General features: G+C 28.5%; 16 protein-coding genes. 11 read left to right on the forward strand and 5 right to left on the reverse strand.

Annotated elements, in window-relative coordinates:
- Positions 1-119: 119 nt before the first annotated feature.
- Complete coding sequence (locus EGM88_RS09130; RefSeq protein WP_123897744.1) at positions 120-1694, reverse strand: serine hydrolase; 1575 nt, start codon at positions 1692-1694, stop codon at positions 120-122.
- A 284-nt stretch (positions 1695-1978) separates the two neighbouring features.
- On the opposite strand from EGM88_RS09130, the gene EGM88_RS09135 reads away from it, so the two are divergent.
- The 6 genes from EGM88_RS09135 to EGM88_RS09160 all read left to right on the forward strand — a co-directional run bounded on the left by EGM88_RS09135 (position 1979) and on the right by EGM88_RS09160 (position 8336).
- Positions 1979-2569, forward strand: a complete 591-nt coding sequence (locus tag EGM88_RS09135) for a TetR/AcrR family transcriptional regulator (protein ID WP_123897747.1) — start codon at positions 1979-1981, stop codon at positions 2567-2569.
- Positions 2570-2579: 10 nt separating this feature from the next.
- The gene (locus EGM88_RS09140; RefSeq protein ID WP_123897749.1) at positions 2580-3950 is read left to right on the forward strand and encodes a TolC family protein; all 1371 of its coding nucleotides are present in this window, start codon (positions 2580-2582) and stop codon (positions 3948-3950) included.
- A gap of 6 nt (positions 3951-3956) precedes the next feature.
- On the forward strand, positions 3957-4949 hold the full coding sequence (locus tag EGM88_RS09145) for an HlyD family secretion protein (protein WP_123897750.1): 993 nt from the start codon (positions 3957-3959) through the stop codon (positions 4947-4949).
- A gap of 1 nt (position 4950) precedes the next feature.
- Entirely contained in the window at positions 4951-6120 is a 1170-nt protein-coding gene (locus EGM88_RS09150) for an ABC transporter permease (protein ID WP_123897752.1), read from the forward strand.
- A 1-nt stretch (position 6121) separates the two neighbouring features.
- Positions 6122-7336, forward strand: a complete 1215-nt coding sequence (locus tag EGM88_RS09155; protein ID WP_123897753.1) for an ABC transporter permease — start codon at positions 6122-6124, stop codon at positions 7334-7336.
- A gap of 349 nt (positions 7337-7685) precedes the next feature.
- Positions 7686-8336: a TetR/AcrR family transcriptional regulator gene (locus EGM88_RS09160; protein ID WP_123897755.1), complete on the forward strand. Its 651-nt coding sequence runs from the start codon at positions 7686-7688 to the stop codon at positions 8334-8336.
- Positions 8337-8419: 83 nt separating this feature from the next.
- On the opposite strand, the gene EGM88_RS09165 is transcribed toward EGM88_RS09160, so the two are convergent.
- Positions 8420-9394, reverse strand: a complete 975-nt coding sequence (locus tag EGM88_RS09165; RefSeq protein WP_123897757.1) for a LuxE/PaaK family acyltransferase — start codon at positions 9392-9394, stop codon at positions 8420-8422.
- Between the two features lie 71 nt (positions 9395-9465).
- Here EGM88_RS09165 and EGM88_RS09170 point away from each other — a divergent pair, with 71 nt between their 5' ends.
- From EGM88_RS09170 to amaB, 5 genes are all read left to right on the forward strand, one after another.
- A complete protein-coding gene (locus EGM88_RS09170) occupies positions 9466-10689 on the forward strand; it encodes a serpin family protein (protein ID WP_123897759.1) in 1224 nt (407 codons plus the stop codon).
- 74 nt (positions 10690-10763) lie between these two features.
- Positions 10764-11177 (forward strand): hypothetical protein, encoded by a 414-nt coding sequence (locus EGM88_RS09175; protein WP_123897761.1) that lies wholly within the window; start codon positions 10764-10766, stop codon positions 11175-11177.
- Between the two features lie 154 nt (positions 11178-11331).
- The gene (locus EGM88_RS09180) at positions 11332-11874 is read left to right on the forward strand and encodes an RNA polymerase sigma factor (protein ID WP_123897763.1); all 543 of its coding nucleotides are present in this window, start codon (positions 11332-11334) and stop codon (positions 11872-11874) included.
- A 2-nt stretch (positions 11875-11876) separates the two neighbouring features.
- On the forward strand, positions 11877-13244 hold the full coding sequence (locus EGM88_RS09185; RefSeq protein WP_123897765.1) for an outer membrane beta-barrel protein: 1368 nt from the start codon (positions 11877-11879) through the stop codon (positions 13242-13244).
- A gap of 222 nt (positions 13245-13466) precedes the next feature.
- Entirely contained in the window at positions 13467-15020 is a 1554-nt protein-coding gene (amaB, locus tag EGM88_RS09190; protein ID WP_123897767.1) for an L-piperidine-6-carboxylate dehydrogenase, read from the forward strand.
- Positions 15021-15090: 70 nt separating this feature from the next.
- Here amaB and EGM88_RS09195 read toward each other — a convergent pair whose 3' ends face one another.
- Genes EGM88_RS09195 through EGM88_RS09205 form a run of 3 tightly spaced genes read right to left on the reverse strand, consistent with a single transcriptional unit; the run spans position 15091 to position 17303 of the window.
- Positions 15091-16254: a hypothetical protein gene (locus tag EGM88_RS09195; RefSeq protein ID WP_123897769.1), complete on the reverse strand. Its 1164-nt coding sequence runs from the start codon at positions 16252-16254 to the stop codon at positions 15091-15093.
- Positions 16235-16768, reverse strand: a complete 534-nt coding sequence (locus EGM88_RS09200; RefSeq protein ID WP_123897771.1) for a hypothetical protein — start codon at positions 16766-16768, stop codon at positions 16235-16237. Before EGM88_RS09200 ends, EGM88_RS09195 begins: the two co-directional genes overlap by 20 nt.
- Positions 16752-17303 (reverse strand): RNA polymerase sigma factor, encoded by a 552-nt coding sequence (locus EGM88_RS09205; protein ID WP_123897774.1) that lies wholly within the window; start codon positions 17301-17303, stop codon positions 16752-16754. Before EGM88_RS09205 ends, EGM88_RS09200 begins: the two co-directional genes overlap by 17 nt.
- Between the last annotated feature and the right edge of the window lie 35 nt (positions 17304-17338).

Below are 17338 nucleotides of genomic sequence, written 5' to 3' on the forward strand. Positions count from 1 at the left end.
CATTGTTTTATTCACATTATTTTCAATTTATAAATAAATATTGAACAGATATTTATTTATCTGTTTGCTAATCTAACTAAAATAGCCTTAAGAATCAAGGCTAGTTATTTACTAAAAATTTAATTATCAACCCTTTTTAAGTCCAAATCTTGAAAATCAAAGCTAAAGTCAATATTGGGTGAAATACCTTTCATTTTTATACCAATTGCTTTTCCGTTTTCATTTAAGGTAAACATTGCTAATGCATCAGCAGGCATGTCTTGGTAATCCCATTTAATGGCAAAGGTATTGGCTTTGTAAAAAGACATTTTACCAGTTAATTTAGGAGATCTTACTGATGTAAAATATAGTTGTTTGTCTTTTTCATAAATTTTAACTGTGCCAAACCAATTGTCTTTATAGGTTCCAATAAAGTCAGTATTTTTTTTGTTATTCCATTTAGCTTTTGCAACAGTTTTCCAAACAGCCGTAGTTATAGAATCGCTTTTGGTTTCATTTTGTTTGAGTTTTTCTGTAAAAATGGAAATCCAATCTTTTTTCGGAACACCTAAATAAGCATCTTGTATACAATTTGGTATGGTCCAAAAAGCATTACCTCCAGAATCAGTATTTGTTAGCACCACAATACCTACATTGATTTCAGGTATAAGTATGGTTCTTGATAACATACCTGGTAAACCACCCGTATGTTCTAATACTACATACCCTTTTTTATCGCTGATTTGCCAACCGAGTCCATAGGCCTTAAAATGTGTTTTGTAAGGTAGTTCTGGTATAACATTAAACTCTATATTGGTATGTGGTTTCCAGAGTTCGTCATGGTTTTTCTTTGAAATTAATTGTTTGCTAAAATTTTTACCATAAGCTCCATTATTAAGGTGCATAATTAACCATTTACTTAAATCGTTAACACTTGCATAAATACCACCTGCAGCTCCTAAAGATTCATCATTTTTTATATAATGTTCCAATTGCTTTAGTTTTCCATTTTCTGTAGTATGCGGAAAAGCTACGTTGTTATTATTTTTTAATCGTTGATATACACCAACAGAATTATTCATACCAAGAGGTTTCATTATTTTTGTTTCTACAAACTCGGCCCAAGAAAGGCCACTTACTCGGTGTACTACTTCGCCTGCAACAATGTATAGTAAATTGTCATAGTCATATTTTGTTCTAAATGCAGATACAGGTTTTTGATATTGAAAACTATTTAATACATCACTAACCGAAAAATCTGAACCATCAGGAAAAAACATTAAATCTCCAGCTCCTAAACCAAGCCCACTACGATGAGTTAGTAAATCTTGAATGTTAAAATTTTCCGTAACATATGGGTCATACATTTTAAATTCAGGAATATAATCTACTACTTTATCAAGCCAATTGAGTTTACCTTCGTCAACCAACATGGCTAACGCTGCGGTTGTAAAAGCTTTAGAGTTTGATGCAATAGCAAACAAGGTATTTTCATCTACTTTTTGTTTGTTGTTTATAGCAGTAACTCCATAACCTTTTAAATGAACTACCTGATTGTCTTTTACAACAGCAACAGCAACGCCAGCATTAGGCATTATAGACATTGCTTTATTTACAATAGAATCTATCTGATTTGAAGTATATGCTTGACTAAATAGTGATTGAGAAATAGTGAAATAACTAATAATAAAAAGTAGGTAAGCTATTCTTTTCATGGGTTTTAATTGCTAAAGAGTGTTAACGAAGCTAGTTTAAAATTTTTCAAAATACAAATAAATAAAATACTTATCAGTTTTTTTTATCATCTAATTAGTTTATTAACAGCTGTTTATTGAGATTTTAGATATTCGTAAGCAAACCAGTCAACTTTATTAGTTGTTTTAGCATACTTGTTTTAAAAGAAAAGTAAATTTTACGTAACGTTAAAAAAATGTAAAACATAATAAATGAATGAACATTTATTCATAAATTTGTACCGTAAATAATTAATCTAACAATTATGGCTCGTAAAGTTGATGAAGATAAAATAAAACGTATTAAAGAAGCTACCATGGAAACTATTGTTAACCATGGTATTGAAGCAACTACAATAGCTATGATTGCTAAAAATGCTGAGGTTAGTGGAGGGTATTTATATCGGATATATAGCGGAAAACAAGAGCTAATTACTAGTCTATATTCAGAGAAAGTAGAGTCTCTGGTCAATGAATTAGAATCTTTATTGGAACAAAACCCTACTACTATAGAACCAATAATAAACACTTTTATTAAAAATAGAATATTTTATTTTCAAAATGAGACCATAGCTTCTAAGTTTTACTATCAATTGTTACATAATGAAAATTTTAATTTGAATGAAAATCTCAAAAAGAAACATTTTAGTTTAATGGAAAGTATTAAAAAAATTGGAGTAACATCTGGTGAAGTTTCTGAAACCATAAGCTTGTTTCAATTGCATTATCACATTTTAATTTACCCGGTAGATTATATCAATTTTAAAAGAAATAAAGCCTTTGGTTTAGAGCAATCAAAAAATAGTGATGATTTAAACTATCTAACAACTAATATTTTAAAATTATTAAAAATGTAAATGAAAGGAAATGGAGTCTAATAAATTAAAAATAGTACCAATACTAAAAATAGCCATTTGTATTCTATTTTTTAATAGTACTGTTGCAAACGCACAACAACTCACTTTGAGAAAAGCTTATGAGTTAATGTTAGAAAATAATGGAGAAATAAAAGCTTCCAGTTTTGATGTAAAATCTATGGAAGAAGAACAAAAAGCGACGAAGGGATTGCGACTTCCTACAGTTAGTGTTTCAGGAACTTATTTAAATTTAGATAAAGATATTTCGGCCAATTTAAATACTGAAAGAGATATGGTTGGCGGTTTATTAGGTATTCCTGATCCGGCAAGTATTTTAGGTGATTGGAACTTTTCTTTATTGGATAAAAATGTTGGTTTCGCTTCGGCAGATATTACCATGCCACTTTATGCGGGCGGAAAAATAAACGCAGCTAATAAAGCTTCTAAAATTAAATTAGATCTTTCAGAAAATAAACATCAATTAAAAGAAGATGACCTAACCATTAATTTAATTACTTCTTTTTATAGATTAAAACTTGCCCAAGAAGCTGAAAACTTACGAAAAGAAGTTTACGAAACGGTGTTACTTCATAGCAAACAAGCAGATAAATTTTTTGAAAATGGAATAATTCCTGAAGTAGAAACTTTAAATGCTAAGGTTGCTTTATCTAATGCTAATAGAGAATTATTAGCTGCAAAAAAAGATGTTGAATTGGCAACAACAGCACTAAAAAATTTAATTGGTATTGATAGTCTCGAAACAATTTCAATAGCACTTAATTCTCCTTCTATTTTAAAACCAGTTGATCAATTTCAAGACCAGATGTTAAAAGAAAATATTCAGCTTAAAACTATTGAAAATAATAAACAATTAGCTAAAGTTGGTGTTCAGGTAGAGAACAGTGATTATTTTCCAAAAGTTGGTGTTTTTGGTAAATATCTATTTTGGAAAGATAATTTGCCTTTGGCAAGTACAAAATGGCTTGCTGGTATTAGTTTAGAATGGGAACTGTTTAACGGTTTTCAACGTGAACATAAAATAAAAGCTGCTAAACACAAAGTTTCTCAATTAGAAGCTTTAGACAAACAGGCTCGTTTAAATTTAACTACCTACACAAAAAAATTATATAATGAAATTGAAAAGCAATTGGAGCAAATTAAGAGTCTTAAAACAGATGAAACTTTTGCTAAAAAATTAAAATTTATGCGAACTCGAGCCTTTGAAGAAGGTACAGGAACTTCATTAGAAGTTGTGGACGCAACATTAAAATTAAACGAAATAAAATTACATAAAATAAAAGCTTTATACCTGTACAATATAGCTTATGGTGAGCTTATGGTACGCATTGGTGAAACAGAATCATTCTTAAATGAAAATTAATAGAAAATGAAAAATGAAAAATTTTTAAAATCACTTTTTAGTATTGTACTAATTGCCATTTTAGTATTAATAGGTATTTGGTTTTTAACTAAACCAAAACCAGAAGTGTTGCAAGGTAGAATTGAAGCTAAAGAAATTTATCTTTCCGCTAAAATACCAACAAGAGTGCGTTCTTTTGAAGTAAAAGAAGGTGCTAGTGTTAAAAAAGGACAATTATTAGCAACCCTTGAAAGTCCAGAAATTTTGGCAAAAGAGCAACAAGCATTGGCTTTAAAAGACGCAGCAACTGCTCAAAAAAGTAAAGCTACAAATGGTGCTCGAAAAGAAGAGATACAAGCAGCAAAAAGCATTTACGAAAAAGCAACAGCAGCAGCAAATGTAATGAAGAAAACATATCAACGAATGGAAAATCTGTTTAAAGATGGTGTTATTTCAGAACAACAACGTGATGAAATTTTTGCAAAAAAAGAAGCTGCAATAAAAGATCAAGAAACTGCTTTAAGTGGTTATCAAATGGCTTTAAAAGGAGCTAGAAATGAAGATATAGAAGCCGCTTCTGCTTTGGTAAAACAAGCAGATGGTGCTTTGGAAGAATTGGAAAGTTATAAAAACGAACGCAATATTATAGCTCCTATTGATGCTGAGGTACTCAACTTTTTACCAGAAGAAGGTGAATTGGTTGGTGCGGGTTACCCTGTAGCTCATCTGGTTGATTTATCAAATAGTTATGCCATAGTAAATGTTAAGGAAACTAGCTTAATGAACTTTAAAAAAGAATCAGAGTTTGAAGCAACTGTACCTGCATTAAACAATAAAAAAATAACATTTAGAATATACTATGTGGCTCCTTTAGGTGATTATGCAACATGGAATGCAACTAAAGCTACTGGCGATTTTGATGTTAGAACATTTGAAATAAAAGCTTCTCCTGTTTCTGAAGAAGTAGAACTTCGTCCAGGAATGAGCATTTTAATTGATTATTCTCAATTTAAAGAATAATATGAGACCTTCTGTACAAATAGCAAGACGAGAAATAGCACAATTATTTAGTTCAAAGACTATGTTCATTTTTGCTGTAGTACTTCCTTTTGTATCCATATTATTTTTTAACACACTTTTAAGCGAAGGTGTTGCTAGAGATTTACCTATTGCAGTAATTGATTTAGACAATTCTTCTATTTCAAGAAATGTAATAGCTCAATTAGAATCTTCACCAGAATTAACAGTAAGTCACTTTCCTATAAATGAGAAAAAAGGAGAAGAATTAATCCGGTTAGGAAAAGTATATGGATTAATTATTATTCCTAAGAATTTTGAAGTAAACCTCAAAAAGGGCAAACAAGTAAATATAATAAACCAATATAATAGTAATTTAATTTTAGCAGGAGGATTAGAATATAAAGCCTTTAGAAAAGTGATAGGAACTATTTCTGCTGGTATTAATATTGAAAAACAACGGAAACAAGGAATTTCTACTCAGCAAGCTATTGTTAATTTTCAACCATTAACAATGAATAACCATGTATTATCTAATCCTTTTACCAATTATTCTTATTATTTAAATACAGGTTTTTTGGCTATGTTTTTTCAGTTATTTGTCATTCTTACTACTACTTATTGTTTTGGTATTGATTTAAAATATAATAAGGGTAATCAATTGTTACGCATAGCTGATGGAAAACTGTCGTCAATTATTAGAGGTAAAGTTTTACCTTATACTTTATGGTTTATGTTGGTTGGTATAATTATGCTTTATAGCATGTATGTATGGCAAGATTTTCCCTTTAATGGAAACAAAATAGGAGTTTTATTAGGGCTTTTTTTATTAATTGTTGCCAACCAATCTTTTTCTTTATTAATAATTGCAATAACTAATAGTTTTAGAGAAGCATTAACTATAGCATCTGGTTTTGCCGCTGTTAGCTTGTCTTTTTCAGGAATTACTTTTCCAATTTTTGGAATGCCAAAAGTTATGCAATGGTTAAGTCAAATTTTTCCATTTACTCATTTTTTCGAATTGTTATTAGATCAATCTCAAAGAGGTTTTCCGATATATTATTCACTAAAATCTATAGCTATATTGGTGTTGTTATGTATTGTTCCTATTACCTTAGGATGGTTTAGATTAAAAGTAGTATTCAATAAAGGAAAATTTAAGCATCATATTTAAAATGAGAATATCTTTTAAGACATATTATAAAGCGAAGACTTCTTTTTGGAATACCGTTTCTACAGAATGGAATGCTATTAAATCAGATAAAGCTGTTATGAGTACTTTCATTTTAATGACAGTTGTAATTTTAATAGCTTATACTTATATCTATTCTACACAAGTAGTTAAGGAAGTTCCTGTCGCTGTTATCAATCAAGATGGGTCTAAAATGAGTAGAGACTACATTAGTATGTTAGATGCTACTGAAGGTTTAAAACCTATTTTAAAATATACTGATTTGCAAGCAGCCAAAGTGGCATATTATAAAAAGGAGGTTATGGGAATTGCTATTATTCCTAAAAACTTTCAAAATAATATACGTAAAGGCAAACAAACCACAATTACTACTTTTTCTGATGCGGCTAATATGATCTTTTACAAAAAAGTGTTAGGAGATATTTCTACAGTTAATGGTTACTTTTCTGCAGGAATAGTAATAAACAAACAAATGGCCTTAGGTAATTCTATGGATCAAGCACAACAGAATTATGCCCCAATTAATTCTGTTTCTACAAGTTTGTTTAATTCTTCTGCAGGTTATGCTAATTATTTAATTCCTATGTTAACCGCTTTAATCGTTCAGCTTGTATTACTTATGGGAATTGGTATTTTAAGTGGTTCTAGACAAGAATACATTGCAACACATACAAATTTTCCAAGATTGTTGCATCCAGGAGGAACCATTCCTATTTTATTAGCAAAGGCATGTTTGTATACAGCAATTTTTATGGTGGTTATTCCTATTCAAGTTGGTATTGTTTATACACTATTTTCAATTCCAATCAAGTCTTCCTTGCTTACTATTTACCTATTTTTAGTGCCTTATATTTTTGCTACAGTATTTTTAGGTATTTCAATAAGTTCATTTTTTAAAAGACGAGAAGAAGCAATTGTATTTTTGGTATTATTATCAGTTCCTTCATTAATGTTAAGCGGTTTGTCATTTCCTGTTGAAGGGTTTTCTGAGTTTTATATAGGCTTGTCAAAATTACTTCCATCTACTCCAGGTATCAATGGTTTTGTTCGTTTAACACAAATGAAAGCGAACTTTTTTCAAGTTATAAATGAATGGATTCATTTATGGATATTATGCATTATCTATTTTATATTAGCTTCCATATCTTTAAAAAGAAGAGCTTTTAAAGAGTCTAAAATTTTAAATTCTCGTCAATAAAATATATTTAATACTGTGTTTTTCTTATAATACAAAAGAAAAAAATTAACTTTATATCAAACAGAGAATTTGGTGTAAAGAAAACATCTTACCCGCATTGTTTTAAACATTAACTAGAATTATCAAATTAATATTCTGTCAAAATAAACAAACTATATAGTATTCAAATGGTCGTAAATACTTGTATTTATTAGTTTTTTTTACAATATAGTTATAATAGCAAACTACTTAGTATTTTATATTTGAAAATATTAATAAGTTAAAAAGTAGGAGTTTCTAACTTAGAATTGTTTCATCAGTGTAATAATGTGGTACTGAATTTTAATCAGTATTTTTAAATAAGTGGAAAATGACACAAGAAATTAAACGTAAGTTAACGCGTCAAAAGTTAATTGATAAAGGATATGAGTTAATTAATACATACGGCTATCATGCTATAAGTATAGATACTATAATTAAAGAAGTAAATTTAACAAAAGGTGCTTTTTATTACCATTTTGAAAATAAACACCACTTTGTGGAGGCCATAATAGAAGAAAGAATGGGAAAAGAAATTCATAGTAATTTTATTGAGCCTTTATCAGAACGTGGAAATCCAGTGTTTATACTTACCGATTTGTTACAAGAAAAGTTGATAAATGATAAATCTTTGAAAAAAAACTTGGGTAGTCCGCTAATTAATTTTATTGTCGATTTAAGTTATGAAGCTAATGATTATGATTTGCAATTAAAATTAAAAGATATAATGAACGAGTGGAAAGTTGCACTCATTAATTTTTTATATCGAGGTATTGATGATGGTTATTTAAGTAGACATATTAATACAGAACCTGTTGCAGAATTTATTATTAGTTCTTTAGAAGGAGCTAGAACCATGAAAAGAGTTACTAACGATAATAGCATTTTTTATAATTATATAGAGCAGTTTAAAAATTATTTAGACACTTTAAAAGCTACAAACGAAGCTACTGGTGTTCATCGATATCAGTTGGTGAGTTAATATAAAAAAGAATACAGTTGGTAGTGAAATAATGTAAATAAACATTTATAGTATACAACTAACTGTAGCTATTTTTATGGGTTTTAAATTAATAAATTACATCCTCTAATATCGGAATGATCGAACCGGCCTAGTATTTCAAAACTAGAATCTGAGTATATTTTTCCTAGATCTTGGGTTGCAATAAATGAACAGGAATTTACATTAGCTAAATCTATTACATTAATACCTCCTGTTTTTCCATTTGATAAGATTTCTAACGGATTTTCAGTATCTCTTATTAAAATTTTCATCCAAGGTGGAGTATTAAAAATACCATTTCCTTTTGAATATGCTTGACTTAATAATTCTGTCATACCATATTCAGAATGAATGTAATTAACTCCAAAACCATATCTTAAAATTTCATGCAATTCGTTTCTAACTAATTCTTTACGCCTACCTTTCATACCTCCCGTTTCCATTATTATGGTATTTTTTAAATTAAAAGTATACGTTTCAACTAAATCTAACAATGCAAAAGAAACACCAATAAGTAAAACTTTTTCACCATTGTTATCAAGTTCAATTAAAGTATCTTTTAATGTTGATAGATTATTTAAATAAAATCCACTTTTTGGCTTTTTTGACTTTTTAATTAAGTCATCAACCATATAAATAAGCGAAGACCCTTTTCTTTCCAAATAGGAGGGAAGTAATGCTAAAATTGTGTATTCTTCTATGTTTCCATAAAAATGTTTAAAAGCTTTAAAATAGCTTTTTTCATACAAAGAAATATCCGTTACTTGATGTTTACTTGTGGTACTTCCTGTTGTTCCAGAACTAGTGAAAATTTGTTGAACAGTATCTGTGGTAGATAAAATGTTGTGTGATTTAAAAAATTGTATTGGTAAAAAAGGAATTTCTTCAATATGTTTAATATCACTATAATATATATTTAATAAACTGCAAAAAGATCGATAGACCTTATTATTTTTAAATTGATGTTTAAAAATAGACAAAGCTATTGAAGTAAATTCTTCTTGGTTTTGTATGTTAAAAATTTCGTTCTTATTCATAAAGTATCAGACAAAATTAAGCAACCTTTCTATATAATACTCATCTTAATAAAAAATTCAAACTATTAACTATGAACAAAGCTAAAATACTAGCCATATTTTTTCTAGCAATTATTCTTATATCTTGTGAATCAGAAACTAGTGAGAGTTTACCAGAATTTAAATCGGTGGCCAAAAGTGGAGAAATTGTAAAATCTAATAACAAATTTGCCTTTTCATTATTTAAAGAAATTGCAACTAATGAAACGAAAGCAAATTTTATGATTTCGCCTGTAAGTGCTTCATTAGCTTTGGGTATGGTTTATAACGGAGCTGAAAATGAAACTAAAGATGCGTTTAACACAGTTTTTAATTATGGAAATGCATCTTTGGAAGAAGTTAATTTGGTTAATCAAAATCTGATTTCACAGTTGTCTGATAATAGCTCTGGAGTTACCTTCAATATTGCGAATTCCTTATGGTTAGAAAACACCTTTCCTATAAAAAAAGAATTTATTGATTTAAATAAAAAGTATTATGATGCTAAGGTGCAAAACTTAGATTTTAATGACTCTAAATCTGTAGATATTATCAACAATTGGGTTGCTGACAAGACACAACATAAAATACCTACTATTATTGATGAAGTTTCTCCTAACATGGTTTTATTTGCTATCAATGCTCTGTATTTTAAAAGTGATTGGAAATACCAATTTAAAGAAGAAAATACAGATAGTCAGCCTTTTTATCCCGAAGAAGGAAGTGCAAAAAACGTTGATATGATGAATATGGAGCAGAATTTGTCTTATCTATCAAATAATTTATTTTCATCAGTAATATTGCCCTATAAAGATAATAAGTATAGTATGATGGTGTTTTTACCAAAAGAAGATAAAAATGTTGCAGATATTATTACTGAAATAAATGAAGATTCTTGGAGTAATTGGCTTAATCAATATACAGAAGCAGCAATTTCTTTAAGTATGCCAAAATTTACTTTCGATTATGAAAAGATGTTTAATAATGCCCTTATCAATTTAGGGTTGGGAATTGCATTTTCAAATAGAGCAAACTTTAACGGAATTAGTGATATAGCTACTCAAATAGATTTTGTAAAGCAAAAAACGTTTATAGAAGTAAACGAAAAAGGGACAGAAGCAGCAGCAGTGACTGTAGTTGGAATTGAAACTACTTCTGCAGACCCAACCTTAAGCAATAGATTAATTTTAAATAAACCATTTTTATTTATAATCACAGAAAAAAATACCAATGCTATTTGTTTTATTGGTAAACTAGGTTTGCCTAAAGTTGATTAGTATAAAATTTACGCAACCTTATTACAATTGATACATCCTTAATATACAATAAAAATTAAAAATAAAATTATATTATGATTAAAAAAGTTTTTCTAACCTTTTTGGTTGCTGTTACGTTAGTTTCATGTAGTTTAGACGACGATAACGATAGTAACTTGGTACTTAAAACATTACCAATAAAATCGTATGTAGTACCTGATGAGTTTGAACTGGGCATGTCATATACCCTAAAAGTTGAATATGATTTACCTAATTCTTGTCACTCTTTTTATAATTTGTATTATGATTATGATGGTTCATCAAGAATTGTTGCTATTACCTCTTTATTTGATACAGAAGGAACATGTACAGATACAGTTGTAACAAAAGAGTATGAATTTGTGATAACTGTAGAGCAAATGGAAGATTATACTTTTAGATTTTGGAAAGGAAAAGATGACGAGGATAATGATATTTTTGAAGATGTAACTGTACCAGTAGTTGAATAATTAGAGTGTTAACGGATTTCTTTATTGACAACTTTTTATTTTTTAAGATTAAATATAATATATTAGCTAAAGTCAATAATTTTAACGTGTTATAAAAGAGAAATAGGTAGTGAAATAAATTAGAGAATGTAATAATTAACACATTAAATACCCAATGAGTTTAAAAGAGCTCATAAATAACTGTAAGAAAAATGATACAAAAGCCCAATCTCAAATTTACCAGCTTTATGCTGGTAAATTGTTTGGGCTTTGTCTGAAATATTCTAAAAATTATGAAGAAGCTCAAGATAACTTACATAATGGTTTCATTACTATTTTTAAAAAAATTGAACAATATAAGTTCAAAGGCTCTTTTGAAGGTTGGTTAAAAAGAATAGTTATTAATACAGCATTACAATCTTATAGAAAAAAAAATGTCTTAAGTCTTGTAAATGAAGAAATACCTGATAAAGAAATTGATGTAGATATAGATGATGAAGATGTTTCTCTTGATTTTTTGTTAAAGTTAATACAAGAATTACCAGAAAGATATCGGTTGGTGTTTAACTTATACGTGTTAGATGGTTATCCTCATAAGGAAATAGCCAAAATGTTAAATATTTCTGAAGGTACATCAAAATCAAATTTATCAAGAGCTAGGTTAATTTTAAGAAATAAAATTGAGGCAAATCAATTAAATAAAAATGAAGCACTTTAACAATGAGTGACAAAAAAAATATTGATAGACTTTTTCAAGAAAAATTTAAAGATTATGAAGTTTTTCCTGATTCTAGTGTTTGGAAAGGCATTGAAAAAGAACTGACTAAAAAGAAGAAGAAAAGAATTATACCGCTGTGGTTGAGGTATGGTGGTGCAGCGGCAATTTTAGTGTTGTTATTTTCTGTTGTATTTGTGCTTAATAACAATAATCAATCAACACCAATAATACCAGATACTAATAGCATTACTGATTCAGATAAAAATGATGCTCTTATAAAAGATAGTAAATCTTCAAGTAATAATGATGCTATTGATGATGAAAATGGAGGAAATACTCAAAATTATATAAAGTCATATGATGTTTCTGAGAAAACTGAAGATAAATTAATTACTACGTACCAACCTAAAAACCATTCAAAAAATCAAAAAATAGTAACAAGTTCAAAAGATAATACAATTGATGCTGTTGCTTCTTTAAAAGAAAACAGTGGAAAACAAATAGAAGATAAAATTACCATTGAAGAAAGTAAAATAACAACGCAAATAGATAATGAAAAATCTAATGTTATTACTGCCTTAGAAAATAAAGAAGAAGAAAAATCTGATTTAATAGAAAAATTAGAGAATCAAAAACAAGAGACTAAAATTGTAACTGTAAATGATAAAAAATGGTCAATTGGTTCAGCTATTGGTCCAGTTTATCTAAATTCGTCAAGTAAAGGTTCTCCTATTGATCCGTCATTGGCATCTAATAATAAAACCAGTAACAATTCTATTTCTTACGGATTAAAGGTTAATTATAAAATTTCAAATAAATTAAGCTTACAGTCTGGTATTAGAAACGTAGATTTGAGTTATGCTACTGAAAATGTTTCCGTAATTGCTTCATCAACTTTATTAGATAAGTCTAGAACTAATATTAGTTCTGATGTTGGGGCTGTATTACAAGTTTCTTCAACTACTGTTCAAAATTCAGAAATGTATAGTCAAAAATCTCCATTTGATAAAAATGGAAGTTTGCAACAATCTTTTAGTTATGTTGAAGTTCCTTTAGAAGCCAAATATGCTATTATACAAAATAAAGTAGGTGTAAATATTGTAGGAGGTTTTAGTACTTATTTTTTATATGATAATGATATTTCAATAACTTCTTTCGGAAAAAAAAGCTCGTTAGGTGAGGCTTCAAACCTTAACGATTTAAATTTTAGTGGTAATATAGGAATTGATTTAAATTACAATCTTAATTCATATTTATATATAAACGCATCTCCCATGCTTAAATACCAATTGAATACTTTTTCGGAAAATTCAGGTGGATTTAAACCTTATTTCTTTGGTATTTATGGTGGATTAAATTTTAGGTTTTAGTTGGTTAATTATATTTGGTTGGTTGCCAAATATAGCTGGAAAGCCACGCAAAAAGCGTGGCTTTTTTTGTTATAGAATTGTAACTTAAAGAAATAATAGTATAAATCCCTAAAGAATAATTCTAGAAATTGAGTATTTGATAATAAGAACAACTTACTTAGTATTTCTTTACTTTATTATTAAATTTTGTAGATTAGCTATTTCAATTAAAAACTTATAATAATGACTTTAGTAGCAGCAGATTTTGGCATAAAACAAGCCCTAGATCAATTAGGTGTAAAAGATATAAACAATGGTTCTTCAACAGGTAGTAATAATTTTGCAAATGGTAATTATATTGAATCTTATTCTCCTGTAGATGGACAATTGATTGGAAAAGTAAAATCTACCACAGCAGAGGATTATGAAAAAGTAATGGAAGTAGCAACAGAAGCTTTTAAATCTTGGCGATTAAAACCTGCTCCGCAACGTGGTGAAATTGTTAGACAGTTTGGGGAAAAACTAAGAGAGAAAAAGGAAGCTTTAGGAAAATTAGTTTCTTATGAAATGGGTAAAAGTTATCAAGAAGGTCTTGGTGAAGTTCAAGAAATGATTGATATCTGTGATTTTGCCGTAGGATTATCACGTCAATTACATGGGTTTACCATGCATAGTGAACGTCCAGGACATAGAATGTATGAACAATACCATCCTTTAGGTGTAGTAGGTATTATCTCGGCTTTTAATTTTCCGGTAGCGGTGTGGGCATGGAATACGGCTTTAGCTTGGATTTGTGGTGATGTTTGTGTTTGGAAACCTTCAGAAAAAGCTCCTTTATGTGGTATTGCATGCCAAAATATTGCAGCTGAGGTTTTTAAAGAGAATAATTTACCTGAAGGAATTTGTAATCTTATTAATGGTGACTATAAGGTAGGAGAGTTTATGACTAAAGATAGACAAGTTTCATTGATTTCAGCTACAGGGTCTATAAGAATGGGAAAAATAGTGGCTCAGGAAGTTGCAAAACGATTGGGAAAATCATTACTAGAATTAGGAGGCAATAATGCCATTATTGTAACACCTGATGCTGATATTAAAATGACAGTTATTGGAGCGGTATTTGGAGCTGTAGGTACTTGCGGACAAAGATGTACTTCTACAAGACGTTTAATAATTCACGAAAGTATTTATGATAAAGTAACAAAAGCAATTTCAGATGCTTACAAACAATTACGAATAGGCAATCCTTTAGATGAAAGCAATCATGTTGGACCATTAATTGACAAAGATGCTGTTAAAATGTATAAAAATGCTCTTAAAAAAGTAGTTGAAGAAGGAGGTAAAATTATTGTTGAAGGAGGAGTGCTTTCTGGAGAGGGATATGAAAGTGGTTGTTATGTAAAACCTGCTATTGCTGAGGCTGAACCTCATTTTGAAATAGTACAAAATGAAACATTTGCTCCAATATTGTATTTGTTAAAATATTCAGGAGGTGTAGAAAATGCTATTGAAATTCAAAATGGTGTTGTTCAAGGATTGTCTTCTGCAATTATGACCAATAATTTACGAGAAGCTGAACGCTTTTTATCTCATGCAGGTTCTGATTGTGGAATTGCTAATGTAAATATTGGTACTTCTGGAGCAGAAATAGGTGGAGCTTTTGGTGGTGAAAAAGAAACAGGTGGTGGACGTGAATCTGGTTCTGATGCTTGGAAAGTCTATATGAGACGCCAAACAAATACAATTAATTATACTGAAGATTTACCGTTAGCACAAGGTATTAAATTTGATTTATAAATTAAATTAGTAATAAATATTTTAAACATATAGTAGACCTCACAGGTTTCAAAAACCTGTGAGGTCTTTTTTATTCATTGTCTTTGAGTATATTTACGTACATAATACCATTAACTATATCAAAATCGATATTGCCTGATGATTTTTTTTCTGGTTGTTTTTTAATTTCTAACATTAAACTTTTTAGACCATCTTTTTTAGGACCAAATTTAAGTTCTTTATCTCCCATGTGAAATACCGTATTATTACCGAATACCTTTAGCGTATAACTTAATAAGGATTCATGGAAATGAACTTTAGAATATTGTCCTATAAATGAAACTTTATTAAAATTGGGAGCGTAATTGTAAAAGAAATACTCACTATTAAAATCGTTAAATTCTACATTTTGCTGAACCTCACCAATTTCTATTCTTGAAACTTCTGTTTTTAAAAGGGTATTGGACATTTCCCCAATTAGACATTTAGAGACATTATTAAGCGTATATTTTGTACCTGTTATTTTTTCAGCTTCAAAAACAGCATTTTTTACATTTATTTGGTTTAAACTATTTGTTAAAGATTTTGCTCGCAAAAATCCACGATCTAAATTTATATTAACTTCACTATCAACATCATTAAGGAAAGTTATTTGTGATGAGTTTCCATTAATTTTAATATTGACATTAGGAGGAACTTTAATACTAAACCTACTTATTTTTATCTTAACATCACTTGTATTAATTTTCTTTTCTTTATTACCATTGTATTTAGTTGAAAATCTTTTAAAAAATTTCTTTAAATCAGACATTCCTAAACTTCTTATTTCTCTTAAAAGAGAATCTTTAGATTTCCGATATTCTTTTTTATCTATTTTTTTATTTATTTCAGTAGAGTCTGGCTTATAAACCAACGTAATATTTTCTTTAAACGAATAATCTACTCTATTAATCTTAGTATCACTGTTTACTTCAAGGTTTATATAATCTCCTATTTGTGTAGTTTTTATGTTTATCCCATCAATAATTTTTTTTATTTCTTTTTTAGAATAGTTCTCAAATTCTAGACCATAGTCAAAGTGAATTTTGCCATCAGTTGAATGTTCTATCCCAACTGTAGTATTAGTTATATCTAAATTTAAGGTTGAGTTTTTGTTTACATCATAACTTTTCTGATAAACAACTTGTTTTTGTGCTATTATTGTTGTGGATACTAAAATGAACAGTATTAATATTTTATAGCGTAAGTGTTTCATAAGTATTTGTTTTTTCATTTAAAATTTTAATGTGATTTTGAATATCTTTAAGTAATTGTAACCTGTTTTGTAGGTTACCAATTAAGTCTTCTAGAACCATAACATTATTTGTATTTTCTTTAAAGCTTTTAGATAATTCTTTATAATCTTCATTTAAATCATCTAGCTTTTGTTGGTATACTTTAATTAATTCTTTGTCGTCTGTTGCTCTAACAAAGTTTTTCCATTCATCGTCAATTTGCTGTAAATAATCTTTCTCAATTTGTTGTACTTGTACTTGTATAGATGTTGGTTTGTTTATTTCTGAGTTTTTTTGATTCATCATATAATATCCAAAAGTTATTATCAAGGCTATTGACGCAGCAACTTTTAAAAATAGACCTAAGTGGCGTTTTTTTGGTTTTTCTATTGTTGAAAAATTTAGTTTTTCAATAAATTCCATTCTATGATTTTTAGGTAATTTTTTACCCTCAGTTTCAATATCATTAAATAATTCTCTAATATCTCGCTTCATACATTTTTGTTTTAAGTTTTTCTTTTAACATTAGTTTTCCTCGTCGTAATTGTGTTCTTGAAGTTTTTATTGCAATTTTTAGTATTTCGGAAATCTCAATATGATCATATCCTTCTATTAAATAAAGTTTTAAAACCAAACTATACTTTGTAGGTATGTTTTCTATAGCGTTAATAATTTGTTGTTTGGTAATTGTTGTTTCAAATTTCCAGTCATTATCATCATTACTTATTTCTGATGGAATATTTTCTATTGAAACCGTTTCTAATTTTTTTTGTTTTAGAACGTCAATACAATAATTGATTACAATTTTTTTTAACCAAGCACCAAAACTTATTGTTTCTTTAAAAGTATCTAATTTTAAAAAAGCTTTTAAAAAGCTTTCTTGCATAGCATCTTTAGCTTCTTCTTCATTTTTTAAATAACGACAAGCTACATTAAACATAGCATCACAATAACTATCATAGAGCTTTAGCTGAGATCGTTTATTTCCCTTTTTAGACTGTTCAATTAGTTTTTTAAGATTATTAGGCATTTAAGTCTTTTGGTTTGTATTTATAAACGATAAAA

This window comes from Aureibaculum marinum (assembly GCF_003813905.1).
Classification (GTDB): Bacteria; Bacteroidota; Bacteroidia; order Flavobacteriales; family Flavobacteriaceae; genus Aureibaculum; species Aureibaculum marinum.

Excerpts from the sequence above, each read along its gene's own strand:
- EGM88_RS09205 (WP_123897774.1), bottom strand. The coding sequence starts at position 17,303 with ATGCCTAATAATCTTAAAAAACTAATTGAACAGTCTAAAAAGGGAAAT.
- EGM88_RS09150 (WP_123897752.1), top strand. The coding sequence starts at position 4,951 with ATGAGACCTTCTGTACAAATAGCAAGACGAGAAATAGCACAATTATTT.
- EGM88_RS09175 (WP_123897761.1), top strand. The coding sequence starts at position 10,764 with ATGATTAAAAAAGTTTTTCTAACCTTTTTGGTTGCTGTTACGTTAGTT.
- EGM88_RS09145 (WP_123897750.1), top strand. The coding sequence starts at position 3,957 with ATGAAAAATGAAAAATTTTTAAAATCACTTTTTAGTATTGTACTAATT.
- EGM88_RS09160 (WP_123897755.1), top strand. The coding sequence starts at position 7,686 with ATGACACAAGAAATTAAACGTAAGTTAACGCGTCAAAAGTTAATTGAT.
- EGM88_RS09155 (WP_123897753.1), top strand. The coding sequence starts at position 6,122 with ATGAGAATATCTTTTAAGACATATTATAAAGCGAAGACTTCTTTTTGG.
- EGM88_RS09130 (WP_123897744.1), bottom strand. The coding sequence starts at position 1,694 with ATGAAAAGAATAGCTTACCTACTTTTTATTATTAGTTATTTCACTATT.
- EGM88_RS09180 (WP_123897763.1), top strand. The coding sequence starts at position 11,332 with ATGAGTTTAAAAGAGCTCATAAATAACTGTAAGAAAAATGATACAAAA.
- amaB (WP_123897767.1), top strand. The coding sequence starts at position 13,467 with ATGACTTTAGTAGCAGCAGATTTTGGCATAAAACAAGCCCTAGATCAA.
- EGM88_RS09135 (WP_123897747.1), top strand. The coding sequence starts at position 1,979 with ATGGCTCGTAAAGTTGATGAAGATAAAATAAAACGTATTAAAGAAGCT.
- EGM88_RS09170 (WP_123897759.1), top strand. The coding sequence starts at position 9,466 with ATGAACAAAGCTAAAATACTAGCCATATTTTTTCTAGCAATTATTCTT.
- EGM88_RS09200 (WP_123897771.1), bottom strand. The coding sequence starts at position 16,768 with ATGAAGCGAGATATTAGAGAATTATTTAATGATATTGAAACTGAGGGT.
- EGM88_RS09140 (WP_123897749.1), top strand. The coding sequence starts at position 2,580 with ATGGAGTCTAATAAATTAAAAATAGTACCAATACTAAAAATAGCCATT.
- EGM88_RS09165 (WP_123897757.1), bottom strand. The coding sequence starts at position 9,394 with ATGAATAAGAACGAAATTTTTAACATACAAAACCAAGAAGAATTTACT.
- EGM88_RS09185 (WP_123897765.1), top strand. The coding sequence starts at position 11,877 with ATGAGTGACAAAAAAAATATTGATAGACTTTTTCAAGAAAAATTTAAA.
- EGM88_RS09195 (WP_123897769.1), bottom strand. The coding sequence starts at position 16,254 with ATGAAACACTTACGCTATAAAATATTAATACTGTTCATTTTAGTATCC.